The 24,537-nt window shown below is 39.3% G+C and carries 27 protein-coding genes and 1 pseudogene; 20 read left to right on the top strand and 8 right to left on the bottom strand.

The window, feature by feature from the left end; genetic code table 11:
- Positions 1-15: 15 nt before the first annotated feature.
- The 3 genes from AAJG31_RS04745 to ptsP are packed head-to-tail and all read left to right on the top strand — an operon-like array spanning position 16 to position 2,692.
- Entirely contained in the window at positions 16-720 is a 705-nt protein-coding gene (locus AAJG31_RS04745) for a glucosamine-6-phosphate deaminase (RefSeq protein WP_103117861.1), read from the top strand.
- The gene (locus AAJG31_RS04740; protein ID WP_004229305.1) at positions 717-983 is read left to right on the top strand and encodes an HPr family phosphocarrier protein; all 267 of its coding nucleotides are present in this window, start codon (positions 717-719) and stop codon (positions 981-983) included. The genes AAJG31_RS04745 and AAJG31_RS04740 overlap by 4 nt, the downstream gene beginning before the upstream one ends.
- On the top strand, positions 980-2,692 hold the full coding sequence (gene ptsP, locus AAJG31_RS04735; RefSeq protein WP_048390361.1) for a phosphoenolpyruvate--protein phosphotransferase: 1,713 nt from the start codon (positions 980-982) through the stop codon (positions 2,690-2,692). Before AAJG31_RS04740 ends, ptsP begins: the two co-directional genes overlap by 4 nt.
- Before the next feature lie 44 nt (positions 2,693-2,736).
- Here the strand turns inward: ptsP and AAJG31_RS04730 are convergent, their stop codons facing one another.
- Positions 2,737-3,402 carry an HAD family hydrolase gene (locus tag AAJG31_RS04730; RefSeq protein ID WP_103119063.1) on the bottom strand — a complete coding sequence of 222 codons (666 nt, stop codon included), beginning with the start codon at positions 3,400-3,402 and terminating at the stop codon, positions 2,737-2,739.
- A 71-nt stretch (positions 3,403-3,473) separates the two neighbouring features.
- The gene (locus AAJG31_RS04725) at positions 3,474-4,241 is read right to left on the bottom strand and encodes a sporulation protein (RefSeq protein WP_054550900.1); all 768 of its coding nucleotides are present in this window, start codon (positions 4,239-4,241) and stop codon (positions 3,474-3,476) included.
- 111 nt (positions 4,242-4,352) lie between these two features.
- On the opposite strand from AAJG31_RS04725, the gene AAJG31_RS04720 reads away from it, so the two are divergent.
- From AAJG31_RS04720 to AAJG31_RS04710, 3 genes are all read left to right on the top strand, one after another.
- Complete coding sequence (locus tag AAJG31_RS04720; RefSeq protein ID WP_103117863.1) at positions 4,353-5,207, top strand: LysR family transcriptional regulator; 855 nt, start codon at positions 4,353-4,355, stop codon at positions 5,205-5,207.
- Between the two features lie 76 nt (positions 5,208-5,283).
- Entirely contained in the window at positions 5,284-6,018 is a 735-nt protein-coding gene (locus AAJG31_RS04715) for a sulfite exporter TauE/SafE family protein (protein WP_115673976.1), read from the top strand.
- 41 nt (positions 6,019-6,059) lie between these two features.
- Entirely contained in the window at positions 6,060-6,380 is a 321-nt protein-coding gene (locus tag AAJG31_RS04710; RefSeq protein WP_004229297.1) for a YnfA family protein, read from the top strand.
- Positions 6,381-6,424: 44 nt separating this feature from the next.
- Here the strand turns inward: AAJG31_RS04710 and AAJG31_RS04705 are convergent, their stop codons facing one another.
- The 3 genes and pseudogenes from AAJG31_RS04705 to AAJG31_RS04695 all read right to left on the bottom strand — a co-directional run bounded on the left by AAJG31_RS04705 (position 6,425) and on the right by AAJG31_RS04695 (position 9,693).
- Complete coding sequence (locus AAJG31_RS04705) at positions 6,425-7,189, bottom strand: class I SAM-dependent methyltransferase (RefSeq protein ID WP_279494637.1); 765 nt, start codon at positions 7,187-7,189, stop codon at positions 6,425-6,427.
- A gap of 262 nt (positions 7,190-7,451) precedes the next feature.
- The gene (gene nhaC / locus AAJG31_RS04700; protein WP_115673977.1) at positions 7,452-8,828 is read right to left on the bottom strand and encodes a Na+/H+ antiporter NhaC; all 1,377 of its coding nucleotides are present in this window, start codon (positions 8,826-8,828) and stop codon (positions 7,452-7,454) included.
- Positions 8,829-8,929: 101 nt separating this feature from the next.
- A pseudogene (locus AAJG31_RS04695) lies at positions 8,930-9,693 on the bottom strand (TSUP family transporter).
- 390 nt (positions 9,694-10,083) lie between these two features.
- Here AAJG31_RS04695 and AAJG31_RS04690 point away from each other — a divergent pair.
- From AAJG31_RS04690 to AAJG31_RS04655, 8 genes are all read left to right on the top strand, one after another.
- A complete protein-coding gene (locus tag AAJG31_RS04690) occupies positions 10,084-10,704 on the top strand; it encodes a DUF47 family protein (protein WP_004229078.1) in 621 nt (206 codons plus the stop codon).
- A gap of 15 nt (positions 10,705-10,719) precedes the next feature.
- Positions 10,720-11,736: an inorganic phosphate transporter gene (locus tag AAJG31_RS04685; RefSeq protein WP_004229076.1), complete on the top strand. Its 1,017-nt coding sequence runs from the start codon at positions 10,720-10,722 to the stop codon at positions 11,734-11,736.
- Positions 11,737-12,124: 388 nt separating this feature from the next.
- Complete coding sequence (locus AAJG31_RS04680) at positions 12,125-12,823, top strand: response regulator transcription factor (RefSeq protein WP_259948848.1); 699 nt, start codon at positions 12,125-12,127, stop codon at positions 12,821-12,823.
- Positions 12,820-14,268 (top strand): HAMP domain-containing sensor histidine kinase, encoded by a 1,449-nt coding sequence (locus AAJG31_RS04675; RefSeq protein WP_259948849.1) that lies wholly within the window; start codon positions 12,820-12,822, stop codon positions 14,266-14,268. The genes AAJG31_RS04680 and AAJG31_RS04675 overlap by 4 nt, the downstream gene beginning before the upstream one ends.
- Positions 14,268-15,338 carry a sigma-E factor regulatory protein RseB domain-containing protein gene (locus tag AAJG31_RS04670; protein ID WP_279494639.1) on the top strand — a complete coding sequence of 357 codons (1,071 nt, stop codon included), beginning with the start codon at positions 14,268-14,270 and terminating at the stop codon, positions 15,336-15,338. The genes AAJG31_RS04675 and AAJG31_RS04670 overlap by 1 nt, the downstream gene beginning before the upstream one ends.
- Positions 15,339-15,347: 9 nt before the next feature.
- Complete coding sequence (locus tag AAJG31_RS04665) at positions 15,348-15,569, top strand: hypothetical protein (RefSeq protein ID WP_004229062.1); 222 nt, start codon at positions 15,348-15,350, stop codon at positions 15,567-15,569.
- Between the two features lie 109 nt (positions 15,570-15,678).
- Positions 15,679-15,894, top strand: coding sequence for a hypothetical protein (locus AAJG31_RS04660; RefSeq protein ID WP_048390387.1), 216 nt, complete (start codon positions 15,679-15,681; stop codon positions 15,892-15,894).
- 103 nt (positions 15,895-15,997) lie between these two features.
- The gene (locus AAJG31_RS04655) at positions 15,998-17,773 is read left to right on the top strand and encodes a sodium:proton antiporter (protein ID WP_279494640.1); all 1,776 of its coding nucleotides are present in this window, start codon (positions 15,998-16,000) and stop codon (positions 17,771-17,773) included.
- Between the two features lie 262 nt (positions 17,774-18,035).
- Here the strand turns inward: AAJG31_RS04655 and AAJG31_RS04650 are convergent, their stop codons facing one another.
- Together AAJG31_RS04650 and AAJG31_RS04645 are read right to left on the bottom strand one after the other, a co-directional pair.
- A complete protein-coding gene (locus tag AAJG31_RS04650) occupies positions 18,036-18,389 on the bottom strand; it encodes a DUF4260 domain-containing protein (protein ID WP_279494641.1) in 354 nt (117 codons plus the stop codon).
- Entirely contained in the window at positions 18,390-18,815 is a 426-nt protein-coding gene (locus AAJG31_RS04645) for a MerR family transcriptional regulator (RefSeq protein ID WP_279494642.1), read from the bottom strand. It lies immediately after the preceding gene.
- A 123-nt stretch (positions 18,816-18,938) separates the two neighbouring features.
- On the opposite strand from AAJG31_RS04645, the gene AAJG31_RS04640 reads away from it, so the two are divergent.
- The 3 genes from AAJG31_RS04640 (at position 18,939) to AAJG31_RS04630 (ending at position 22,298) form a co-directional block, all read left to right on the top strand.
- Positions 18,939-19,445: a sigma-70 family RNA polymerase sigma factor gene (locus tag AAJG31_RS04640; protein ID WP_048390395.1), complete on the top strand. Its 507-nt coding sequence runs from the start codon at positions 18,939-18,941 to the stop codon at positions 19,443-19,445.
- A complete protein-coding gene (locus AAJG31_RS04635; RefSeq protein ID WP_279494644.1) occupies positions 19,438-20,628 on the top strand; it encodes a hypothetical protein in 1,191 nt (396 codons plus the stop codon). The genes AAJG31_RS04640 and AAJG31_RS04635 overlap by 8 nt, the downstream gene beginning before the upstream one ends.
- 221 nt (positions 20,629-20,849) lie before the next feature.
- Positions 20,850-22,298, top strand: coding sequence for a diguanylate cyclase (locus AAJG31_RS04630; protein WP_279494645.1), 1,449 nt, complete (start codon positions 20,850-20,852; stop codon positions 22,296-22,298).
- Between the two features lie 51 nt (positions 22,299-22,349).
- Here the strand turns inward: AAJG31_RS04630 and AAJG31_RS04625 are convergent, their stop codons facing one another.
- Complete coding sequence (locus AAJG31_RS04625) at positions 22,350-22,898, bottom strand: GNAT family N-acetyltransferase (RefSeq protein ID WP_004229045.1); 549 nt, start codon at positions 22,896-22,898, stop codon at positions 22,350-22,352.
- Between the two features lie 165 nt (positions 22,899-23,063).
- Between AAJG31_RS04625 and AAJG31_RS04620 the strand changes: the two genes are divergently transcribed.
- From AAJG31_RS04620 to AAJG31_RS04610, 3 genes are all read left to right on the top strand, one after another.
- Positions 23,064-23,534: a DUF2975 domain-containing protein gene (locus AAJG31_RS04620; RefSeq protein WP_048390401.1), complete on the top strand. Its 471-nt coding sequence runs from the start codon at positions 23,064-23,066 to the stop codon at positions 23,532-23,534.
- Positions 23,535-23,544: 10 nt separating this feature from the next.
- Positions 23,545-23,766 (top strand): helix-turn-helix transcriptional regulator, encoded by a 222-nt coding sequence (locus AAJG31_RS04615; RefSeq protein ID WP_004229042.1) that lies wholly within the window; start codon positions 23,545-23,547, stop codon positions 23,764-23,766.
- A 118-nt stretch (positions 23,767-23,884) separates the two neighbouring features.
- On the top strand, positions 23,885-24,535 hold the full coding sequence (locus AAJG31_RS04610) for a TetR/AcrR family transcriptional regulator (protein WP_131519867.1): 651 nt from the start codon (positions 23,885-23,887) through the stop codon (positions 24,533-24,535).
- Positions 24,536-24,537: the final 2 nt, after the last annotated feature.

The raw sequence follows: 24,537 nt of genomic DNA, 5'->3' as shown, positions 1-24,537 counted from the left end.
AAAGGAGGATATGTGGTGAAAGTAAAAAGATTTTCCTCAATGGATGATTTATATTCACATGCAGTAGCGACCATCGTTGAAGCCAAAAATAATGGCGCCACAACGTTCGGGTTAGCTACTGGTGGAACAATGGAACCACTATATGCTAAAATCTGTAAAACAGATATTGATTTTTCACATTGTATTAGCTTTAATTTGGATGAGTATGTTGGGCTTGAGGCAACTCATCAGCAAAGCTACGCCTATTATATGAACAAACATTTATTTAACCAAAAACCATTTTTAGCATCGTATTTACCAGATGGATTAGCAGTAGATCCTTTAGTGGAAACAGCTCGCTATGAAGGATTACTGCAACAATATCCCTTAGATTTCCAACTGCTTGGTATCGGTCAAAATGGTCATATCGGCTTCAATGAGCCTGGTACGTCATTTGCTTCTTTAACACATCTTGTAACACTCGAAGAATCTACTCGTCAAGCTAACGCGCGTTTCTTTTCATCCATTGACGAAGTGCCAACACAGGCATACACGATGGGTATTCAATCGATTATGCGGGCAAAATGCATTTTGTTACTCGCAGTGGGAGAAGCTAAGCGTGAGGTGTTAGAGCGTTTACTGGCATCTGATTATACAGAAGACGTACCTGCAACTGCTTTATCGAAACATCCAAATGTAATGGTTTTAACAGACTTACAAGAAGAGGAGAATAAATTATGAAAACACAACAATTTACAGTAGTCGATCCTTTAGGTATTCATGCACGACCAGCGAGCCAGCTTGTGGCAAAAGCAACACCATTTGCTTCATCTATAGAAATACGTACAGAAGAAAAAGCAGCTAACTTGAAATCAATCTTAGGTGTGATGGGATTAGCCTTAAAGCAAGGTTCACAATTTACACTTGTTGTAGAGGGGGAAGACGAAGAGCAAGCATTAGCAGCACTAACGACACTCATCACGGAAATGGGGCTTGCACAATGACACGACTCACTGGTATTGCCGCTTCAGACGGCATTGCCATTGCGAAAGCATATCGTTTCGTCCAACCAGATTTAACATTCGCTAAAACAACTGTTCATGATATCGAGGCAGAGCAGAAACGTTTAGCAGCCGCTCTTGCCAAAGCAGAGCAAGAACTGATTGTCATTCGACAGCAAACATTAGAAAAATTTAGTGCAGAAGAAGCCGCAATTTTTGAGGCACATTTATTAGTGGTTCATGATCCCGAATTAATTGGGCCTATCAATCAAAAAATTGCAGACGAAGCGGTAAATGCGGAGTATGCATTGCATGAAGTAACCTCTATGTTTGTGGCATTATTTGAAGGTATGGATGACGAATACATGAGTGCCCGTGCATCAGATATTAAAGATGTGACAAATCGCATATTAGCACATTTACTCGGAGTACATATTCCAAATCCAAGCAATATTAACGAACAGGTAATTATCGTAGCGAATGATTTGACACCTTCAGAGACAGCCCAATTAGATCGCAACTATGTTCTCGGTTTTATTACCGATATTGGTGGGCGTACATCCCATTCAGCCATCATGGCTCGTAGCTTAGAAATCCCAGCAGTCGTAGGGGCAGGGGTTGCTACGACAACAATTCAGGATGGCGATACTATAATTGTTGACGGTTTGACGGGTCAAGTCCTAGTGAATCCAAGTGCCGATGTGATTGCAGACTATCAGGAAAAGGCACAAAAATATCGTGTACAGCAGGCGGAATGGTCTACTTTAGTGAATGAGCAAACCGTTTCTAAAGATGGCGTGCATGTTGAGCTAGCGGCTAATATTGGATCGCCAAATGATTTGGATGGTGTATTGCGTCATGGAGCAGAGGGAATTGGCTTATATCGAACAGAGTTTTTATATATGGGCAGAGAAAATTTACCCTCTGAGGAAGAACAATTTACAGCGTATAAAACAGTCTTGGAAGGAATGAAGGGCAAGCCAGTTGTTATTCGAACACTGGATATTGGTGGCGACAAGCACCTGCCATATTTACCTTTGCAAGAAGAAATGAATCCATTCCTTGGTCACCGTGCCATTCGTCTATGTCTTGACCAGCAGGAGTTATTCCGCACACAATTGCGAGCACTACTGCGAGCATCTGTCTACGGAAACTTAAAAATTATGTTCCCTATGATAGCGACCATTCAAGAATTCCGTGCGGCTAAAGCCATTTTGCTTGAGGAAAAGGAAAAGCTGATAGCTGGAGGGGTTGCAGTAGGCTCTTCCATCGAGGTCGGGATGATGGTTGAAATTCCCTCGACAGCCGTAATGGCAGATATTTTTGCCAAAGAAGTGGATTTCTTCTCCATCGGGACAAATGATTTAATTCAATATACAATGGCGGCAGATCGGATGAATGAAAAAGTTTCCTATTTATATCAACCATATAACCCAGCCATATTACGTTTAATTCAAATGGTCATTAAAGCTGCCCATCAAGAACAAAAATGGGTAGGAATGTGTGGAGAAATGGCTGGCGATGAGCATGCTGTTCCACTATTGCTAGGCTTAGGCTTAGATGAGTTCTCGATGAGTGCTACGTCTATTTTAAAAACGAGGGCCTTGCTAAAGCAATTATCTGTCCCAGAGATGCAGACTTTAGCAACAGAGGCATTACAGCTAGCGACAGCTGAAGAAGTGCTGGAAAAAGTAAAGCAAGCTGTGAAATAGGATAAAACAAAAACCCATCTACCAACAAGTAGATGGGTTATTTATTATTGGCTGAAAGAGTCAATGAATATCGGTATTTCTAATAAATCCTCCACGATGGCATCCGCTTGAACATGTTGCCATTGTTTATCTTTTTTCCAAATGCCCTTCATTCCCACATGTTGAGCACCTTTGACATCATTCACAGGATGGTCGCCGATAAAAACACATTCATGAGGAAGGACATTCAGCTTTTCGATGGCATTTAAAAACAGTTGGGGATCGGGTTTTTTCATTCCTGCCCATTCCGAAACTAAAATGACATCAAAATAATGTTCAATTGCTAATGCCTTTATATTGTCCATCTGAAAATGCCCATAGCCATTCGTAATCATGCCTAAAGCCAACTGATCCCTTTTCAATTGTTCTAGCATAGGGATAAGGTTAGGAAAAGGGACACAGCTATATTTAAATTCGTTTAGGTAATCTTGAAGAAGTTCTTCCCACGTAATATGAACAAGGTGAAATTCTTCTACCAATTGCTGGTAGACATGGTCCTTCCAAACGTAGCCCCGCTTATCTAATTGGATAAAACGAGCTATATATTGTTCTTTTGGAATGAAACCTAGTACTCCCTTTAATCGCTCATATTGCTGCTTAATGAAGAGTTCGACAGATGCATCTCTATTTAATAATGTTCCGTCTAAATCAAATAATGCCGCTTTCATCATCATCCTTTTCACCCTCCTATTTGATCATAAAAAAAGTAGCTGAAGTTAGGCTTCAACTACTTTTTAGTTCATTAGGCATGTTTTGAAATGATTTGCTGAAGCTTTGCTTGCAGTGTCGGTAGGTCATGCATCGTAACCGTTGTGCGAACATAGCTTTCATCCATATCTAATGCTTCAGCAAAAAAGCTACCAATGCCTTTTACTTTGCGATCAATTTGCATGAAAATCTCTGCAGAATGGTTGGATTGAGAAAGGAAAACTAATTCAAGCTCATCTAAATGGCCTCTATATTGTCCAGTGGGTACAAATTCAAATTCCTGGACAAATGGATAGTAGCCGCGGAAGCGTGAAGGAGCTTGTTCACATTCAGCTTCACGTAAACGGAAACCTAATCCACGAATTGCATCTAATATATGACCTGCTAGTGCTGTTGGCTCGACACGAATATAATCCTTATCACTCGGATCGACCGCATTTTTAATATCAAGGCCCGTTTGAATCCATACCTGTGTTTTACCTGCACTAATCGGTGTTTCAAATGGCAATGTTAATGAAATAGGGAAGATTTTTTCCTCGCCGGCGCCCAGTGTGAAAGGCTCTGTTACTTTGACCTTCTGCAGTGCGGCAACCTCTGTATGTTTGTGATCATTCGACTCACGGATATAGGTCGTATTGACGGATAGGTAAATCGTGTCGACCTGTTGCTCAACTTGACCGCCACGCACAATGATTTCACCCTGCATGACCTCTCCAGCACGATAAGTATCCTTCTCCAATCTTGTATCCACTGTCGCTGAACCTATACCAATACTTGCTAATGCTTTATGAAAAAAAGACATCTTTCATTCCTCCTACTGACATCGTTAGCTATACATACGCTTATGTTGAAAAAAGGTTTCAAGACTTACAAATTTTTCGTTATACTAGTTGAAAACGAAAGAGGGATGGCGATGGAGACAGAGTGGCTACGCACATTTATAGTGGCAGCACAAACTGAAAACTTTCGAGAAACAGCTGAAAAACGATTTATTACACAATCGACCGTAACGAAGCATATCCAACATTTAGAAAGGGCATTGCAAACCCCATTATTTAATCGACAGAGCAAACAGGTGACGTTAAATCAGCAGGGTGCTTATTTTCGTCTGCAGGCACAAAAAATCCTGTCCGCTTTAGATGAAGGGCTACAACAAATGGATTCCTTCGTAAAAGGCTACACCGCTAAGCTTACGATTGGCGTTGCTCCGCAAATAGCGAATTCAACATTACCAGCTATTATTACAGCATTCCAGCATCGAAAGCCCTCTACTCAGGTAGTGATAGAACTTTTAAAATCCAATGAAATTGGGGAAGCGGTATTTACTGGTGTAATCGATATGGGCTTATCCAAATTAACCTCAACTCGTGAGCTTCACACGGTAATGCTCGCACAAGAACCATTGCATTTAATTGCTCCTATTGCTAAAAAGGAATATGATGCTTTCACCCTTTTACAGCAGGAAACGCTTTTCACACATGAATATGCGCCCTATTGGCAGGAAGTACAACAGGTGCTACAGCAATTTACTAGCCATCAAACAATGCATATTAATCAAACAGAGGTGATCAAGCATTTCGTCAAGCATGGTCTTGGTATTGCCTTGCTGCCTAAGAGTGTAATTGAACCAGATTGTCAGCAAAATCTTCTACATAGCTATTCAGTAAAAGAATTTTCTCACATTGTATCGGATACTTACTTGCTTACAAAGTATGTCTCGGCTGATTATGATGATTTTTTAGTAGCGTGTAATAGCGTGTATGGGTAAAGCCGTTTTCTGCACTGTTTATTCATAATGTTCCTTTATACTATTTTAGTATAAATAATAGATAGAGGGTGTTTAGATGTATAGTATATTGTCCACCATTAGTCAGTTTATTAGTGAACCGCTTACGCAATTTGTACAGGGCTATGAGCATTCTGCCCTGATGATGGCCATTCTTCTTGGCTTGATAGGTGCCTTTGCTCCATGTCAGTTAACAGGTAATATGAGTGCCATTACATTTTACGGCAATCGAACACTTCAAAAGAGCAGTAATTGGCAAGAAATTATGTTTTTTATAGTGGGGAAAGTGGTTGTTTTTAGTGTGCTTGGCTTTTGTGCTTGGCTTTTTGGGCAATCATTTGAAACAAAGATGACCGGTTATTTTCCAATCTTTCGTCAGGCTATTGGGCCGATGATGCTGCTAACAGGGCTGGTGCTAATCGGTTTATTCAAATTAACCTTTCTACAACGTTTAACATCGCTGCTGCCGCCTGTAGTAAAAGAGGGGAAATTTGGCTCGTTCTTAATGGGTGCTAGTTTTTCTATTGCCTTTTGTCCCACTATGTTTGTTCTATTTTTTGTATGGTTAATGCCCCTTGTGGCGAGCACTTCCTATGGGCTGCTTCTACCTAGTATTTTTGGCGTAGCGACCGCTGTACCGCTCATCATCATGCTTCTGTTGATCTATGTCTTTGATGCCAAGCGTATTATCCTACGAAAAAGTATGAAAATGGGAAGAGCTATTCAAATGACAGCAGGTATCCTATTAATTTTAATCGGAATAACGGACACCATTACATATTGGAGTATGTAAGACATGTATAATAGAGTGAAAATGAGAAAGAGAGATACAGTATGATCGCTATATTATTATTTATTCTTGCGGGAATTGGTGAAATAGGTGGGGGCTATTTAATTTGGCTTTGGTTACGAGAGGGTAAACCTTTTTATTGGGGCATTATTGGCGGTATTGCACTTGCTCTGTACGGCGTTGTTGCAACATTCCAGTCCTTCCCTACCTTTGGCAGAGTTTATGCAGCCTATGGTGGGGTATTCATCGTGTTGTCTATTTTATGGGGGTGGGGCATTGATGGCAAAAAGCCCGATCATTTAGACTTTATTGGCGCAGGGATATGCTTAATAGGCGTCATTGTAATATTGCTGCCTCGCTCTTAGCATTGAAAAAAGGTTACTACAACAGAATAGTAACCTTTTGTAATCTATTTTTTACGAGCAATAAAGCGCAGACGATAATAATCAATGACCCATTCATTCTGTTGGAAACAAGTTGGCTTTAATAATTCCTCACATGTCGCATAAACCTGCTCTTTCTCATCAGCCTTTAAGTGCTGTAGAAGATTTTCACTAAACATGACCAACCAGTTGCGAAGCCCATCCTGCCCTTGAAGTGGTGTAGGGCGTTTATAGAGTGTGATATTCTCGACCTGAAAGCCTGCATTTTCTAATTTTGATTGATATTCCTCGACGCTTGGAAAATACCAAGGGAAATAGTGGTCGATATAGGGAAATTGTAAAGATTCCATACTTTTTTGCAGAGCCCAAATGATAGATGCAATATTGCCTTGTCCACCCATTTCAGCAACCAAGCGTCCACCGTTCTTCAGTGCACCATAGACATTTTCGATAACTACATCAGGTTCCTTCATCCAATGAAGTGCGGCATTGGAGAAAACGGCATCAAATTGCTGAGAAAAGTGCATCGCTGTAGCTTCCATCGTTTGAAAGTTAATGGCAGGATATTTTTGCTGAGCAGCTAAAATCATTGTAGCCGACGCATCTACTCCGAGCACAGAAGCTCCAAGTGCTGATATGTCATTAGCCAAATCTCCTGTACCACAACCCACATCTAAAATATGTTCATTTTTTTGCGGCGCTAGTAGATTGACTAAGCTTGTACCCAATTTTGACACGAAATCATGCTTTTCATCATATAAATGAGCATTCCATTTTGTTTTTGTTGTCATCCTCTTTCATCTCCTTTAGTAGAGCATAGCAAAGGAGGTCATCCAACAGAAATGCGAAAAATCATGAATTTTGATTCCAAATTGGAATGATAGCTTTCTCTCCAACAGCTAGCTTTACACGCTATCAAATTTCCGAGCCGATAAGGGATTAAAATTATTTTATACAACACATAGTCAAGGTAGTAAGAAATGGTGTTTCCACAAAAATTTTGAGTAAAATAAAAAGGTAGCTGATGTTGTTTTCAGCTACCTTTTGTTATGGTTAAAGCTTTGTTAATGTTTTGCCACTCCAGCCAAACAAGATCGTAAGAATTGGTCCAAGTAAACAGAAGAAGGTGAATGGTAGGTAATCCAGTGTGGAAATACCGAGAACACTTGCGATAAAAATACCACAAACACTCCAAGGCACAAGAGGGTTGACAACCGTACCAGCATCCTCCATGACGCGTGAAAGGTTTTTTGGTGCAAGCCCAACCTTTGCAAATTGTGCCTTAAAGGCCTCCCCAGTTAATAGAATGGATAAGTACTGTTCACCGATCAATGTATTGACACCGATGCCCGTGATGGCAGCACCCGTAATAACAGAACCAGCACTTTTAAATAAGCTTTCGACTTTCGTTAAAATGCTTTGAATAATGCCTAGTGTGAATAAAAGGCCACCCATTGTTAAAGCAAGTAAGACAAGCGCGATTGTAAATAGCATACTATTCATCCCACCACGAGTGAGCAAGGCATCTACCTCTTTATTACCAGTTTGAGAGACATAGCCATCAAACAGAATTTTGAAGACATCTGAAGCGGGAACTGGGTCAAGTAGAGAGCCAAGACCTACTCCAATAATGGACACAACAGCCAATGTAATGACTGCAGGTGCCTTGTAAAAAGTCATGATTACGAGAACAACAATTGGCAATAATGTATACCAATGAATAAGTCCTGTAGACAGTAAACCCCCTTTAAATTGCTCCACTGTCTCAAAGGATGTAGCAGCTCCTGTTGGGGAGATAATAGCATAGAGCACAAAGGAGATAAGAAAAGCAGGGATGGTTGTCCAGCCCATATTTTTAATATGCTCAAAAAGGTCTACACCAACTGTACCAGAAGCAAGATTGGTTGTATCGGATAATGGAGACATTTTATCACCAAAGAAGGCCCCAGAAACAATCGCTCCAGCTGTAATGGTTAGCGAGATATCCATAGCTCCGGCAATGCCCATAAATGCTACACCAACCGTTGCGACAGTTGTCAGAGAGCTTCCAATTGAAATACCAACGATACTACAAATTAAAAACACGATAGCAAAGAAAAAGTTTGGCGACACAGTTAAAAAGCCATAATAGATAAGGGTTGGGATCGTTCCACCCATAATCCAGCTGGAAATTAAAATGCCAATAAAAAAGAAAATAAAAACGGCGCCAAGTCCAGCGCTAGCACCAGCAATCATACCACCCTCAAGATCGCGAAAGGGTACTTTTTTCAGTAATCCATAAGCCAGTAAAAGGGCAATCACAAGAAAAATCGGGATATGCGGCGTAGCCTTTAAATAGCCAATACTATAAGCCATTATGGCGATAATTAAAATAGTGATAAAGCTTGCCTCAAGAAATCGAGGGTTACTCTTTGCTTCTATTCGAAACATGTGAATCCTCCTAATAAATACTTCTGCGCTTCAATGCGGTGAAGCCCAAAAGTATTATAGCACGCTAATATTTTTTGTCAATTGACTGAAAATTGGCGGTCTCAATGAAAGAAATAATCCCAGGCATTTTTCAAAATCAATAAACATGTCATGACAATAAAGATGACACGCATCATGCTCGTTCCACGCTTCAGCGCAAATTTGGATCCAAGGATTGCCCCAAAGATCATGACAAAGCCCATCGAAAAACCATAGAGAAAATGAACTTCTCCTAAAACTAAAAACATGATTAATGCCGCTAAATTTGAGGTGAAATTAAAAGCTTTCGCATTACCAGCAGCTTGGAGAAAATCATAGCCCATCATTAATAGAATAAAAATAAAAAATGAACCTGTACCTGGTCCAAAAAAGCCATCGTAAAAACCAATAGCCGCAAATGCACCTATATAGGCTAAATGTTTGGCTGTACTAAGTACACGCTCTTGATATTGCTGTCCCCAATCTTTTTTAAACATTGTATAAGCAGCTACAAGGACGAGCATAACAAGCATAAGTGGTTTTAAAATAGCAGGGGACACAAGATGGACAGTAAAGGCACCGAGTAAAGACCCTACAAAGATAAAGGGGAGGATTTTCCGATTTTCTTGATATCAACTTTACCTGCACGTAAAAAAGTTAGCATACTTGTACCATTACTAATGGTATTGGCCAGTTTATTTGTGGCAATGGCTGTACTTGGAGGTAAACCAACAGCCATTAATGCAGGTAAGGAGATGAGCCCACCACCTCCAACAATCGCATTTAAAAAAGATGCGATAAAAGCAAGTAGTAATAATATTGTGAGTGAAAGTAAATCAATATCCATAAATATGCTCCCATCTTTCCTCATTGCGTTTTAACATAGCGTACTGCGGAAGTCAAAAAATAACAATGAAATTCCAGCATTTTCATGTAAATTTCGTTTACAATTCCTTAACATTTCACAAGACAAACAAATAAGCAGAAAAAAGTTTATTTCAAGTATTTTTATAAAAATAAAAGAAAAAATGGTCATTTTTAAAGAAAAAATAGTGATTTTTAATATTTGATTTCCAACGTTTACAACTTGCGAAATAGCTTAAAAATAAATGTGGCAAATTTTATATTACAGTTTTGTAAAATCAACATCTTAGTGTTTAAAATTTTGTAGAATTGTGTAAATGTTTTGTTATGATGGTTCAGAAATTGACAATATTTTTTCAACAGGAGGAACAGGATGTTCAACTCAAATAAGCAAGATCCATTTTTTCAGTCACTATTAAAAATCGCGAAAAACGTGAATGAGGGTATCTATTATGCTCATAATGCCCGTATTCAAGATATAGATGCGCTAAAAGAAATTGCAGATACAATGAAGCAATACGAAACAAGTGGCGATAAATTAATCCATGAGCTAATCGTTATGCTGAATAAATCCTTTATGACGCCAATTGAGCGTGAAGATATTTTAGCATTAGCCAATAAATTAGATGATGTGATTGATGGAATGGAAGGCTGTATTGCGCACTTCAATATGTACAACCTAACAGAAGTAACAGAGCCAATGCGTCAATTCCTCACATATATTGCGAAAAGCACGGACGAAATGGTACAAGCCATGGAACTGTTAAATAGTAAAAAGCTTGTGGAAATGCGTAAACATGCTATTCAAATTAAGGACAATGAACGTGAATGTGATGAAATTTTCCGTTCTTCAATGAAGCAATTATTCATCCAAGAAAAAGACCCAATGCGTTTGATTGTTTTCAAGGATATTTATGAGCAATTTGAAGACATTGCGGACAGCTGTCAAACAGTAGCAAACACAATTGAAACAATAATTATGCGTAATGCATAAGATGGAGTGTACGAAATGGATACGATCTTATTAATCACCATATTAGTCGTTATTTTCGCACTTGTGTTCGACTTTATTAACGGCTTCCATGATACAGCCAATGCGATTGCTACCTCTGTATCGACCCGTGCCTTAAAGCCACGTACTGCGGTTTATATGGCAGCAGTAATGAACTTCGTCGGAGCGATTACATTCGTTGGGGTAGCCAAAGCCCTAACAAAAGATATTGTGGACCCATTTTCTTTAAATGCCTATGATGGCGATATTACAGGTTCTGTTGTTATTTTAGCAGCCTTATTATCTGCCATTACATGGAATTTATTAACATGGTATTTTGGGATTCCATCAAGTTCTTCTCATACATTAATAGGTTCTGTTGCAGGGGCAGCTATTGCCGCAGCAGGATTTGATATTTTGAACTATGCTGGGTTTATTAAAATTCTTCAAGCACTTATTTTTTCACCATTACTAGCGTTCGCAGCTGGTTTCCTGATGATGACATTATTAAAAGTCATCTTCAAAGATATGAATTTATATCGAACGAATAAAGGCTTCCGTACAATGCAAATTGGGACAGCAGCCTTACAATCCTTTACACACGGGACAAATGATGCGCAGAAGGCAATGGGTATTATTACCTTGGCGCTAATCGCCGGCGGCCTACACCAAGGAGATGATATTCCTTTCTGGGTACGTTTTGCTGCAGCAACTGCGATGGGTCTTGGTACATCTGTCGGAGGTTATAAAATTATCAAAACGGTTGGCGGTAAAATCATGAAAATCCGCCCAGTAAATGGGGTAGCAGCAGACTTAGCTTCTGCATCGATTATCTTTGGTGCCACATTAATCCATTTACCAGTTTCTACAACACATGTTATTTCTTCATCCATCATGGGTGTCGGAACAGCACACCGTGTTAAAGGCGTTAAATGGGGGATGGCACGTAAAATCGTTACAACATGGGTCATCACGATGCCAATCTCTGCTGTCATGGCAGCATTGATTTACTATATTCTAAGTTTATTTTTCTAGTTCGCTAAGGAATGCACAATCACAGTGCATTCCTTTTTTAATGGGATAAAAATGAAGGATGTAGTGGATAGAACCGGCAAAGTGGCGGATAACCCGGTTAAAGTAGTGGATAGAACGGCAAAATTGGCGGATAGCCCGGTTAAAGTAGTGGATAGAACCGGTAAAGCTGAAGGATAGCCCGGTTAAAGTAGCGGATAGAACCGGCAAAGTGAAGGATAGCCCCACAAAATTGGCGGATAGCCCAGGCAGAAAGAAAACTGCTTCGATGAAATCGGTAGCCTCCTCCCCTTGTATAAAGTGCGGATACGCTCTAAGGTAATTATAAAGAAAGTGTAAAGTTCGGAGAAAACCGTTTTTTCCGTAGTAAGGTGAATGCAGGAGGAAAATGATGAAGGAAAAATTACTACTGATTGAGGATGATACAGCGATTGGGCGCATTGTGAAGGATACGCTAGAACAGGAGGGCTATTGTGTGACATGGGCTACTACTGGCCTTGAGGGACTGGAAGATTTTCAAACGCAACCTTTCGATTTAGTGCTAGTGGATTGGATGCTGCCAGAAATGGATGGGTTAACGGTTTGTCAAAATATCCGTTGGGAGAGTGATGTGCCAATCCTAATGATGAGTGCCCGCAAGGAAGATGCGGATAAGGTGGAGGGCTTGCAGGGGGCAGACGATTATATCGCTAAACCATTTAGCTTAGAAGAATTAAAGGCACGAGTTGCCTCTCATCTTAGACGCTGGCGACGCTACCACAAGCAAGACGTGATAGAAGAGCATACTGCCTATGCGAATGGATTAACAATAGATTGGCAACGACAAATAGTATGTGTTTATCAGCAAGAAATTGCATTAACTCAAAAGGAGTTTGCCCTTGTTAGGCTGCTAGCTAAAAATCCGAATCAAACCTTTACAAAAGAAGAACTGTATCAGCATATTTGGCAGCAAGCAACGTTAGAGGACACTCATACTGTCACAGTGCATATCAAGGCACTTCGCGAAAAGCTCAAGGATTCTGTGAAAAACCCAAATTTCATTCAAACTGTGTGGGGTAAGGGCTACCGTTTTATTGGTGAACCATTATGAAAATAAAAGCGTGGTTACTAATTATGTTTTTTATTGTAATGGTCATACCCATAGTAGGAGCTTATAGCCTTTATGTGTGGATTAATGCTTATTACCAAGATAAAAATGTGGCGGAGTACTTTGACAAGTGGACAGAGCTAAATCAGGTAAAAGATGTCGTTGACAATCCAGTGCTTTATCAAAAAAATGCCGATTTTGAGGAGATAGAGGAACTTACCAATGAGAAGTTGGCGATTACCCTCTATACGAAATCTGGCTATGTTTTATATTCCTCCAACCCTTTGCTAACGGGCTATGTAGGGAAAGAGCGCATGTTAAATGGTTTATTTGATTTACAGCAAGCATACAACGCCTTTACATACAAGGAGCCTGTATATCTAAAAGGTGATTTGCTTGGCATCTATGAAATTCAATTAATACGAACAGATTGGGTAAAGGGTGTAGAAAAGCGTTCATGGCTTGTCATCGCAAGCACGATCCTGTTGTTTCTTATCATTTATTTAACTGTCATCTTGTTGCTTCATCGGAAACTGAATCGGCCATTAGGTGAACTGATGCAGCACATGCGTAATTTTGCGAAAGGTCAGCATGTTAAATCAACTCTAAGCGTAAGAAAAGATGAGATTGGGGCACTCGCCAAAACATTTGAGGCGATGCAGGTTGAAATTGAAAAGACTCGAGCTTCCTTAAAAGCGGAACAACAGCAAAAAGAAATGATGATTGCAAGTATTTCCCATGATTTGAAAACACCCCTTACAGCCATCCAAGCCTATGCGGAATCTTTACAAAATAAAGGCTTATCAGAACAGCAGGTGGCAGAATATCAGCAGGTCATCGTTACGAAGGCAGATCGGATGAAGCATATGCTAGAGGATTTAATGATGTTTACCTTACTTCAATCAACGAACTATACATTAGAGCTCATTGCTGTGGATGGAGAAGAATTTTTTGACATGGCCTTGTCTGACTATGAACCGTTATGTGAGGAAGAAGGATTTACATTAAAAGTCTTCTGTTCCGTAGATGGACTCTATGCTGTGCATCCTAAACAACTTCAGCGTGTCATTGATAATTTATTGAGCAACGCCTGGCGTTATGGGGAAAAGGGGACAACAATAGGCTTAGCGGCAGTCAATGCTGGAAATGATCCCGAATGGGGCTTTGATTTCTTGAAGTCTGCTTTAAACAAGCAAGAAGGTATGTATATAATTGTGCAAAATCACGGAAGAGGCATACCACAACAGGACATTGTTAAATTATTCGAGCCAATGTATCAAGCAGATTATGCGAGATCAAAGGCTGGTGAACGAGGAACAGGACTAGGCTTAAATATTACAAAACAAATTATTGAAAAACATGGGGGTACTGTCGAACTGCTTTCTAGAGAGAACATTGGAACAGCGGTAATTTGCTGGCTACCACCTTATAAAGGAGTAAATGAATGATGAATTGGAAAAGATCTTGCCGAGCAGCAGGCTTAATTGCTGTTATGACATTTAGCTTGGTGGGCTGTAATTCAGAGGCAACTTATACACCTCAGGAAATTATCGACCAAGCCCTTCAAGAATCGAAAGAGCCACTCACTTATTATGGCGAATATACGTTAGATATGGGAGAGCTAGGTGGTAAAGCTCAAGTGAAGGAATGGGTAAAGGATAGCAATAGACGGATAGAAATGACAGGCGATAATGGTGAACATGTTATCACAGTTAAAAATGATGCTAAAGTGATTAGCTATGATGTCACTGAAAAGACAGCCTACACAATGGATTATTCACAACCTGAATTAGACAGCTTGCAATCACCTAAAGATCAGGTACAGCTTATTTTTAATATGGTTAAAGATACGCATGATATTAAGATAGCAGGAGAAGAGAAGGTTGCAGGTAGAGATACCTATAAAATCGTCGCAAAAACGAAGAATACGGAATCGTTATTTGGCGATATCGAAGCATGGATTGACAAAAAAACTTGGCTGACATTAAAAATGAAGACAGATAGTGCAGGGACTCATATGCTCACTGAATATTCTAAGATTAATTTTGGTGGAAAAATAGATGCTCAACAATTTACACTAGATTTACCAAAGGATGTAACGATTCAGGAAATTAGCGGACAGGATACTTCTGAATCCATTTCATTGGACGACGTAAAGCAGCAGCTTGAAAAATTTTTATTAGTACCAGAAGTAAATGGTCTAACGTTAGACAACATATCCATGGTTAAAGGGATAGAGGAACGACCAGAATACTCTTTCGATTATGTTTTAGATGGAGAGCTAGCCTTTTTTGTCACGATTTTTAAAGCAGATGCTAGTGTTGCAGATATTGGTCCCATTTTAAATGAAAAAGAAATAGATATTCGAGGACAAAAAGGCACTGTTATGGATGGTGAAAATTTCCGTTCCCTTGCTTGGCAAGAAAACGGCTACCAATATAGTATGGTTGGACAAAATCCAGAATTAACAGTTGAGGATCTTTTAAGCTATGCGCAACAAATGACCGTTGTACAATGAGGTGATACTATGAAAAAAGCGCAAGGACTAAAATGTCTGGCATTATTTTTATTTACCACTATTTTCTTATATGGGGTAGGAGAAACATATGAGGTGTCTTGGCTACAATTTCACTTTACGGGACAATATCAGGATGTAGGCTTTTATTTCAGTTTTACATCCCTCATTCCAATATTAATTGGATTGTTAATGGTGGGTCTATATGAATCATTGTTAAAAAGATTCATCTAAATAATTTGGAGCAGGATCAAAGTGGAGGATCCTGCTTTTTTTATGGTAGAAATAAAGTTGGTATATTACAATATTTATGTAAAGAGGATATTAATAGGAGGTTTCTTCAATGGCTACATTTCTACATGGCTTTGCTCAACAACTCATTTTCCCCTTGTTTATGATTTTATGCTTTTATTTCACATTAACTTATTTTCATCATCTAAAGACAGGCGATGATCGTGGTATTAAGAACACAAAATGGGCTGCAGTGGTATGTTTAGCTTTCGCTTTGGTTGCACCAGCGCTTTATAATGTGATTACGTTTATGGTCATGATGAGGTAAAGTGATAATTTTGGCACAATACGTACATAATGTAAGGTAACAGGTTTAGTCCTTCTAAAATGAGGGAATATACAGTTATCCTAGGATATTGTAGGTGGTACATATGTTTGACAATTTACTATTTCAGTTACCTTTTATTATTTTTATCGGTTTGTTTTCACAGTGGTTAGCATGGCGTTTTCGCATGCCTGCCATTGTCATTATGAGTATCGCTGGGCTAATTATTGGTCCGTTTACAGGGTTAGTGTCTCCAAAAGAGACATTTGGCCCTATTTTTCATACCATTATTTCTCTGGCAGTTGCCGTTATATTATTTGAAGGAAGCTTAAGCCTTGATTTTCGAGAAATACGTGGCTTTAAGAAGTCCATATTGCGTATTTCCACAGTAGGGGCAGCCATCGCTTGGATTGCAGGCTCTACTGCCGCGCATTTTGTTGCAGGGCTATCATGGCCAGTCTCTTTTGTCATTGGTGGATTATTTATTGTGACAGGTCCAACCGTTATTTTGCCTTTATTGAGACAAGCAAAATTGAAGGAGCGACCAGCAGCTATCTTAAAGTGGGAAGGCATCGTTGTAGATCCTTTTGGCGCATTGTTAGCGCTATTTGCGTATCAGATCGTTTTGGGTATATATCATTTAGAAGGTGGGACATCTCTAACCGTTTTCTTTGTTTCCGCCTTTTTAGCCGCCCTGTTAGGAGGGGGCGTCGGTTATGTAATGGGGCAATGCTTGGAGCGTGGTTTAATTCCAGAGTTTTTGAAATCACCTTTGTTACTTGCTACTATTTTACTTGTTTTTGCCCTAAGCGATGCCATCATGCACGAGACGGGCTTATTGGCTGTGACAGTGATGGGGCTTGTGATGGCAAATATGCATTTAACAAGTCATCATGAGCTGTTGCATTTTAAAGAAAATATTTCGGTTATTTTAATTTCAAGTGTCTTTATTATGCTGACGTCGTCTTTAACCATCGATACGTTATGGCAAATCGTTGATTGGCGTATGCTACTATTCGTGCTAGCAATGATGTTTATTGTTCGACCGTTATCGATTTGGATTGCGACCATTAATACAGGCTTAACATTGGAAGAACGGGCCTTAATTGGGTGGATTGCACCGAGAGGGATTGTAGCATTAACCGTTTCAGGTTACTTTACAACGGCACTACAAGACGTAGGTTTTCAAAGTGCACAATTATTAACAGCGCTCACATTAGCACTTGTTTTTGCGACAGTGGTTGCCCATGGCTTTAGCATTGGCTGGCTTGCGAAAAAATTAGATCTACAAGCCTCCACTGGGAAAGGTATTGTGATTGTAGGCGCTTCTCCATTTACAACACAGCTCGCAACGTCCCTGCAAAATAACGGAATTGATGTGTTGATGATGGATCGTGCATGGGAAGATTTATCTGCTGCTCGACAAAATGGTATTAAGACGGAAACAGGTGATATTTTAAGCGAGCATACTGAGTTTTATGTTGATTTAACCCCATATGATCAACTAATTGTAGCAACAAAGCAGGACGCCTATAATGTCCTTGTTTGTGCAGACTTTGTTCCAGAATTAGGGCGTCTCAATATTTTTCAAACGGCTTTACATTCTACAGACCCCAAAAATTACTCACGGAAGTACGGGGGACAGCTTCTTGTCGATGCACAGCATGATATTCATCAGCTCAATGAACTGATAGAGCAAGGTGCACAACTTCGTCAAACGAAAATTACAGAAATATTTACATGGAAGGATTATGTAGAACAAAATCCTCATGCCGTCTGGGTGTATGCTATAACACAGGATGGAGCTATCGTGTTGGATATGGTCAATAAATATGACGATATAAAACATGAACCACATACTATTATTAGTTTAATTCGCTAAAACCAGCCACCTGTTTGTGCAGGGCGGCTGGTTTTTTGATGCAAGAGAAAGGAGACTAGTTGACTGAAAATGACCATGCTTGTAATTAGTGTTCTGCCTGTTTCATACAAAGCACGAACAGCTAGCTTAAAGAGAGCAACTCTATATTCCGATGATGAATAATGGTAATTCCACCCCAAGAGAGCATTTAATTAGGAGATTTTTCTAACCCATTTCTACTAAAAATCGCAGTGTTAAATGGCTAGCCATACTTTCCTCCTCATTACGCAATCTGCTGTAAATGTGTCTTCTTAAAAGCGTCATCATATTTTAAACCATAGCCAAGTGCGCGATCTAAGAAAATATGTGCGAGCCAAATCAGGGCAGCCATCAGAGGTATTGATGTAGTCGTTAGTAAACCAATCACCATCAACATGGCAGGTAGCACAAAACTATGCCCCGTATTATAGAAAAGAGCGCCTATTTTTGTATTGATGAGATAGCCAACCATGGTGATGTCTGGGAGCAATAAAAACACAATAAAATAAAGCCATGGAAAATTTAGATGACCATAGAAAGAAGCTGTGATGATGAAAGCAAGGATATATTCGATTGAGATGATTTTACGTAGTGACATTTAACCACGACCTTCCAGTAAATTTTGATACATATCCTCAATGAGTAAGGCAATTTTTTCTTGATTTTCTTCAAATTGTCCGTCAGCCATTAGCGTTTTTGTCAGTTGTAACGAATGAAGCGCATGCTGATAGAATCGTAGTTGCTGCTCAATTTGGGCAATCTTTGTGGAAAAGAGCTGTACCGTTTCTTCATTACATGCTGTTGAAATAGGCTTTTGTTCGAGTGTCAGTAAATGTTTAATTTCTTGAAGCGTAAAGCCTAGCTGTCGTAAAACGATAATAAATTTCATTGTATGTTCACAAGTGGCATCATACACACGGTAGCCATTGTCTTGTTTTTGCGGCTGTAAGAGTCCCTCTTTTTCATAGTAGCGAACGGTATCAGTTGTTAATTGAAATTTCTCGGCGAATTGTTTAATTTTCATGTAAGTACCTCCTAAATTCATCCTAACATTGGAGTATGCTCCAAGGTCAAGGTGCTTGAGGAAAAAATTTAAAAAAATGAAACGGTCATTCAGTGGCAGTCGTTTATAGTGTAAGAAGGGGAGGTGGACGGCATACTTGAGGAAATGATCGAAGAACATGCAGCACATTTATTACGTCTCGCCTATTTTTATGTAAAAAACCGACAAACCGCAGAGGATATTGTTCAAGAGGTCTTTATTAAATTTTCTCAGCGTGGTTATGAAGAACGCGGGCAGTTGCGTGCGTATTTATCCACTCTAACGATTAATCAAAGCAAGGATTATTTAAAAAGCTGGCATTATAAGAAATTACTATTACAAGAAAAAATATTTCCTATTCAGGGGAATAGACAACGAGATGAGCTTGTGGCAGCAGAGGAACGGTCACACATTGGGGCAGCTATTTTAAAGCTTTCACTTACCTATCGGGAGCCTATTATCCTTTATTATTTTGAAGAAATGAAAATTCGTGATATTGCCCAGCTACTTGGCATTGCGGAGAATACGGTGAAAACAAGACTGAAGCGGGCAAGAGAAGCATTAAAGCCTCATCTAAAGCAGGAGGAATGGGAGGTGCTTAGACATGAATGAGATACAGAAGGAATTACTCAATGTCGCTGGTGATATGACAGCAAGCAAAGAACGAGTCAAAAAACAAGTACTACAACAGTCTATCAATAGAAGGAAGCCTTTTCGTTTCACTCTATTAACCATCCTACTGACACTTTGTGTGGTGGGGTTTATGATGGTGCAGCTTCTTACGAACGAAACAGAGCAAACAACCTCACTATTTCAGGAAAGACAGCTTGAGCATTTCGAACGTATTAATCGGCTAATGTGGCCAGGAAAAGAGCAGGAATTTTATAAAGAGGAAGCCTATCTATCGTATGAGAAGCTCGTTGCCGCCTACTATTTTGCGAAATCATTAGGAATTGATTATTCTAAGGCAGAGCTCGAGGCGGAGAGAAAGAAGCAGGTAGAACAGTTGGAAATGCTTTATCAAGCATCTGAATACGAAGCACTATTTCAGGGATTAGCACCGAAACAATATGTTGAAACATATCTCGAGCCCCTACTGCCGATGTATACAACGCGAACAAAGCTATATGCCTTCTATAAAGAAAAATATCCAACTTTTTATGCTTACCAAGAAGTAGCCAATATTGATGCCAAACGATATTTCCAAGCGCATTATACTGATCAGGCAACAGCCTTTCAAGAGGAGCATAACATCGTATTACGGACCAATTCACATGGCTCTTCAATGGTCGGAACAGTTGCAGAGGTTGAAGCGAATGTTTTCTTATTTATTGAAGGAGTGATTCCCGAGGACCTTGATCATATGACGGAAGAACAGCTTGCTGAAAAATATGAACAGGCCAATTGGTATCCTGTGCTGGATGATTTTCCTGTCAAGCAGGGGGATTATATTACTTTAACTTCTATGGGAACAGGCAGTATAGAGGAAAACGGGGTCGTAAGAAATTATGGTTTATTATCTAAACTGGAAAAGCTAGAGCCAACCATTACAAAAAAGCTTGAGCTAGAAAATGACAAAGAGGTCGCTCAGTTTTTACAGGATATCCCTTGGCAGCCCGCAAATTATATGAAAAGGCCACCCGAATATTCATTTGAAGTAGAAGGCGTCCGTATTGAAATGTGGAAGGGCTATGGGGGTTCAATTTATCTCCAAAAGGCTGGAAGCGGAGAAATTCACCTTAGTGCCAACAGAGCGAAGGCATTAATAGCCATCCTGGGCATAGAAGAATCTTAACAAGTCTCTTGAAAGAGGCTTGTTTTTTGTTTAGGGGAAAATTATAGTGAAAGTACCATGTTAAAATAACCTTTAATTGAATGTAGGAAAAAATACACAGTGATTTTCTTTATTAGGCTGAATTACTTAATGTCGAAAAAATAAATGAGTCTAAAGAATTGTAATATTTTAAGGTCAAAGGTAGTATTAAAGAAGTAAGGATGAAGAAAAGGAGGGGCGGTATGAACGCACAAGAATTTGAAGAACTATGGATTACGCTTAATGAGTTATATAATGCGGATCGTTTTTTAGAATATATAGAAATAAGTAGTGCCGCAATTGAAAGTGCCATTAAGCTTGAAATGTATGATAAGGCTATCCTTCTATTACGTTATAGCTGTGCCAGTTATTTTCAAACGGGTGATTTACAGCTTTCTATAAGTGTCCTTGAACAATATCGTGAGTTAACCTTTCAACATGGCAACGATATTGATTTAATTCAATATTACAATTTAGCAGCCATTTATTGGGGAACATTTGGTCATTTAAAGAAATCAGAAGAGTTGATGCTGAAAGGCTTAAAAATTGCTGAAGCAATTCAGCACGTGGAGAGCATGGGGAAAATCTATAACAATCTGAGCGACTTAGAAATATCCATGGGAAGCTATCGGACAGCTAAGGAATTTGCCTTAAAGAGTTTATATTATGCGAATGCGTTTGAAATAAAGCATAAAGAGCCTTATACAGGGATTATCCATCCGAAGACAAACCTAGCTGTTGCACTTATTTGGCTTGAAGAATTTGAGGAAGCCAATACGATATTACAAGAATTAATGGCAACGATTCATCATCCACCCTATTCGAAAGTACAACTTGAGGTACTCAATGCCTATGCCTTCCTGTGTGAAAGACAGGGACGTATAAGTGAGGCCATAGATTTATATCAAAAGACAAAGCATTATGCTTTACAAAACAATGACCTTTCTTTACTTCAACTAATTTATAATTCTTTAGTGAAGCTAATTGAGGAGCAAGGCAATAAAATTGTATTATGTGCGATACAAAAGGAATATATAAATATTTTGTTAGAAATCCAGCGTGAAAACTATTCACATGTATTGTTTGAAATGGAATATAACGATCATAAGAAGCAGTTTGAAAAAAATGCCTATATTGATCCACTGACGGCTATTTACAATCGTCGCTATTTTGATGAACAGGCCAAAAAGATGGTCGAAAAGGCGACTGAAAATCATCAGCAATTGGCCCTGATGATGGTGGATTTAGACCATTTTAAAGAAATCAATGACATGAATGGCCATTTATTTGGCGATGATGCTTTGACGAATACAGCCAAAACTTTACAGGACTATTTTCAGCCCTTTGAGTCCATTGTTGCCCGTTTTGGTGGGGATGAATTCATTGTGTTGAGTCAAGTAAAGGAAGGTGAATCAGTGCAAACATTGGCTGACAACCTGTATCAAACCTTAACGGCACTGTCACTAACAGTGAATAATCAAACGGTTCAGTTGGAATTTAGTATAGGTGTCAGTACGAATGATCATGGCAAAATTCAGAAAGTAGAAGAGCTTATCCAGCATGCGGATGAAGCGCTCTATAAATCAAAGCGTAACGGCCGCAACCAAATTACGCACTATAATCATTATTGCGATGTGGGAAATGGTATTTAAAAGAGAGAGAGGCATATCTACGAGGGAAGTGCCTCTTTCGTAAACGTGTTGCTAGTGTGATGGATTAAGCAAGCCATAAAACACAATATCTTCAAAAGTACCGTTTTTATAAATATGATCCTTTAATGTTCCCTCATAGCGCATGCCACATTTCTCCATAATTTTCCCAGAGGCGGGATTGGAATGGAAATACCGGGCATAAATACGATGATACTGTTTCTCCTGAAAGGCAAATTCAATCATCGCTTGAGCAGCTTCTGTTCCGTAGCCATTACCCCAATAGGGCTCTCCAATCCAATAAGCGATTTCTCCTCTTTGATGTTGGGATTGATTTGACAGTCCTATCGCTCCATATAATTGTCCACTTTGTTTGTCTGTTATCGCAAATTCGTAACTTCGATTTTCCTCAAAGTTTTGTTGATGCGTGGAAATCCATGATAATGCACATTCTAATGTATAAGGATAAGGTAAACTCAATGTGCTTTTATAGATTGCATAATTGTTACATAAAACACTTACTTCCTGTGCATCTGCTTGCGTAAAAAGTCGAAGTATTAAACGTGTCGTTTCTATCGTCTTTTCAGTTGGCGAATAAATCATCGAATACCCCCTTTTCAATGGTTGGATTGATTATAGCACAATAAAAAGTAAAGTAAACCAAATAATGGGTGTTATAAAGTATCTTGAATTGGAATAAAAATTTATTGAAAAACGATAAACTATATGATAAATTAAACAGGAGAATAAATAAAAGAGGTGCGTAAGATGAAACGAGAAACGCTCTTTTTAAAGATAGCTGTTTTTCTAATAGGTATACCCGTTCTTGCCTTATGTGTATGGGTGGTGCCTCGTGTTGCTTTGAATACAGTGGAGCATTCTCCCATTTTAACCATTGTTGCTTTAATTGGCGTCTATGCAACGGCTATTGCTTATTTTGTTGCGCTATTTACGACGATCAAACTATTAAGCTATATTGACCAAAACATTGCATTTTCAGAGCTGTCTGTCAAAGCTTTAATCAAGATCAAATATTGTGCAATTATTATTAGTAGTGTTTACGTGGTTGGCATGCCACTGATATACTATGCTGCGGAAGTAGACGATGCCCCAGGTCTTATCCTTATCGGAATGGTCATTATTTTTGCTTCCTTTGTCGTGGCAGTATTTGCTGCTGTGCTGCAAAAGCTTCTAAAAAATGCCATCGATATCAAATCAGAAAATGATCTAACGGTTTGAGGTGAATACTATGGCAATGATCATTAACATTGATGTAATGCTGGCGAAACGAAAAATGAGTGTTACAGAGCTTTCAGAAAAAGTTGGCATCACGATGGCGAACCTTTCGATTTTAAAAAACGGCAAGGCCAAAGCCATCCGCTTTTCAACATTAGAGGCTATTTGTGAGGCATTGGATTGCCAGCCTGGCGATATTTTGGAATATCGGAAGAACGAGGAACTACAAAAATAAGGATCTGCGTAAAGCAGATTCTTTTTTTGTAGAAAATATTGCCAACAGAAGTAGTCCTATGCTAGGATAAAGAAAAGATATATCGACAGGCAGTCGGTCAATTATAAGGAGTTGTCTTATGAGAGAAATAAAAAAAGCGGAAGAACGCAGAAATGAAATATTAGATGCAGCGGATGAATTATTTGCACAGAAGGGATTTGATGGCACTAGTACGAGTAATATTTTGGAAAAAGTAGGCATTGCTCGAGGTACCCTCTATTATCACTTTAAATCTAAGGAAGACATTATGGATGCGCTCATTGAGCGTTATACAAGCACAATGCTCGCAAAGGCGAAAACCGTTGCAGCAGACAAGACTATAGCTGTAAATGAGCGGATATTGCGCGTTGTCATGGCATTGAATATGCAAAATGAACAGGGTGGACAGGAAATGATGGAGCATGTTCATAGACCGCAAAATGCCTTGATGCACCGTAAAATACAGCAAGTGGTCATCAATCAAGTGCCACCAATCCTTACTGCCATTATTCGGGAGGGCATTGAGCAAGGTATTTACCAAACGCCTTATCCCTATGAGTGTATGGAAATGATTATCGCTTATACCAATACGGTATTCGATGATGATCTCGTCTTGATGACAGATGAGGAAAGAGCTGCTCGTATTCCGGCATTGATTTTTAATATTGAACGAATGCTAGGGGTGGAAAGTGGTAGCTTATTGTATATGATGCAAATGTTTGGAAATAAAGGAGAAGGCAGTCCGAACTAAAT

Origin of the sequence: Lysinibacillus sp. BS3 (assembly GCF_039614735.1) — a bacterium.
GTDB classification, from domain to species: Bacteria; Bacillota; Bacilli; order Bacillales_A; family Planococcaceae; genus Lysinibacillus; species Lysinibacillus capsici.
This window is presented reverse-complemented; position numbering and strand designations above follow the sequence as displayed.

Coding starts and splice junctions, on each gene's coding strand:
- AAJG31_RS04630 (WP_279494645.1), top strand. CDS start 20,850: ATGAACGCACAAGAATTTGAAGAACTATGGATTACGCTTAATGAGTTA.
- AAJG31_RS04730 (WP_103119063.1), bottom strand. CDS start 3,402: ATGATGAAAGCGGCATTATTTGATTTAGACGGAACATTATTAAATAGA.
- AAJG31_RS04705 (WP_279494637.1), bottom strand. CDS start 7,189: ATGACAACAAAAACAAAATGGAATGCTCATTTATATGATGAAAAGCAT.
- AAJG31_RS04660 (WP_048390387.1), top strand. CDS start 15,679: ATGGCTACATTTCTACATGGCTTTGCTCAACAACTCATTTTCCCCTTG.
- AAJG31_RS04615 (WP_004229042.1), top strand. CDS start 23,545: ATGGCAATGATCATTAACATTGATGTAATGCTGGCGAAACGAAAAATG.
- AAJG31_RS04685 (WP_004229076.1), top strand. CDS start 10,720: ATGGATACGATCTTATTAATCACCATATTAGTCGTTATTTTCGCACTT.
- AAJG31_RS04720 (WP_103117863.1), top strand. CDS start 4,353: ATGGAGACAGAGTGGCTACGCACATTTATAGTGGCAGCACAAACTGAA.
- ptsP (WP_048390361.1), top strand. CDS start 980: ATGACACGACTCACTGGTATTGCCGCTTCAGACGGCATTGCCATTGCG.
- AAJG31_RS04715 (WP_115673976.1), top strand. CDS start 5,284: ATGTATAGTATATTGTCCACCATTAGTCAGTTTATTAGTGAACCGCTT.
- AAJG31_RS04725 (WP_054550900.1), bottom strand. CDS start 4,241: ATGTCTTTTTTTCATAAAGCATTAGCAAGTATTGGTATAGGTTCAGCG.
- AAJG31_RS04690 (WP_004229078.1), top strand. CDS start 10,084: ATGTTCAACTCAAATAAGCAAGATCCATTTTTTCAGTCACTATTAAAA.
- AAJG31_RS04650 (WP_279494641.1), bottom strand. CDS start 18,389: ATGTCACTACGTAAAATCATCTCAATCGAATATATCCTTGCTTTCATC.
- AAJG31_RS04670 (WP_279494639.1), top strand. CDS start 14,268: ATGAATTGGAAAAGATCTTGCCGAGCAGCAGGCTTAATTGCTGTTATG.
- AAJG31_RS04625 (WP_004229045.1), bottom strand. CDS start 22,898: ATGATTTATTCGCCAACTGAAAAGACGATAGAAACGACACGTTTAATA.
- AAJG31_RS04610 (WP_131519867.1), top strand. CDS start 23,885: ATGAGAGAAATAAAAAAAGCGGAAGAACGCAGAAATGAAATATTAGAT.
- AAJG31_RS04620 (WP_048390401.1), top strand. CDS start 23,064: ATGAAACGAGAAACGCTCTTTTTAAAGATAGCTGTTTTTCTAATAGGT.
- AAJG31_RS04675 (WP_259948849.1), top strand. CDS start 12,820: ATGAAAATAAAAGCGTGGTTACTAATTATGTTTTTTATTGTAATGGTC.
- nhaC (WP_115673977.1), bottom strand. CDS start 8,828: ATGTTTCGAATAGAAGCAAAGAGTAACCCTCGATTTCTTGAGGCAAGC.
- AAJG31_RS04680 (WP_259948848.1), top strand. CDS start 12,125: ATGAAGGAAAAATTACTACTGATTGAGGATGATACAGCGATTGGGCGC.
- AAJG31_RS04665 (WP_004229062.1), top strand. CDS start 15,348: ATGAAAAAAGCGCAAGGACTAAAATGTCTGGCATTATTTTTATTTACC.
- AAJG31_RS04655 (WP_279494640.1), top strand. CDS start 15,998: ATGTTTGACAATTTACTATTTCAGTTACCTTTTATTATTTTTATCGGT.
- AAJG31_RS04645 (WP_279494642.1), bottom strand. CDS start 18,815: ATGAAAATTAAACAATTCGCCGAGAAATTTCAATTAACAACTGATACC.
- AAJG31_RS04740 (WP_004229305.1), top strand. CDS start 717: ATGAAAACACAACAATTTACAGTAGTCGATCCTTTAGGTATTCATGCA.
- AAJG31_RS04710 (WP_004229297.1), top strand. CDS start 6,060: ATGATCGCTATATTATTATTTATTCTTGCGGGAATTGGTGAAATAGGT.
- AAJG31_RS04635 (WP_279494644.1), top strand. CDS start 19,438: ATGAATGAGATACAGAAGGAATTACTCAATGTCGCTGGTGATATGACA.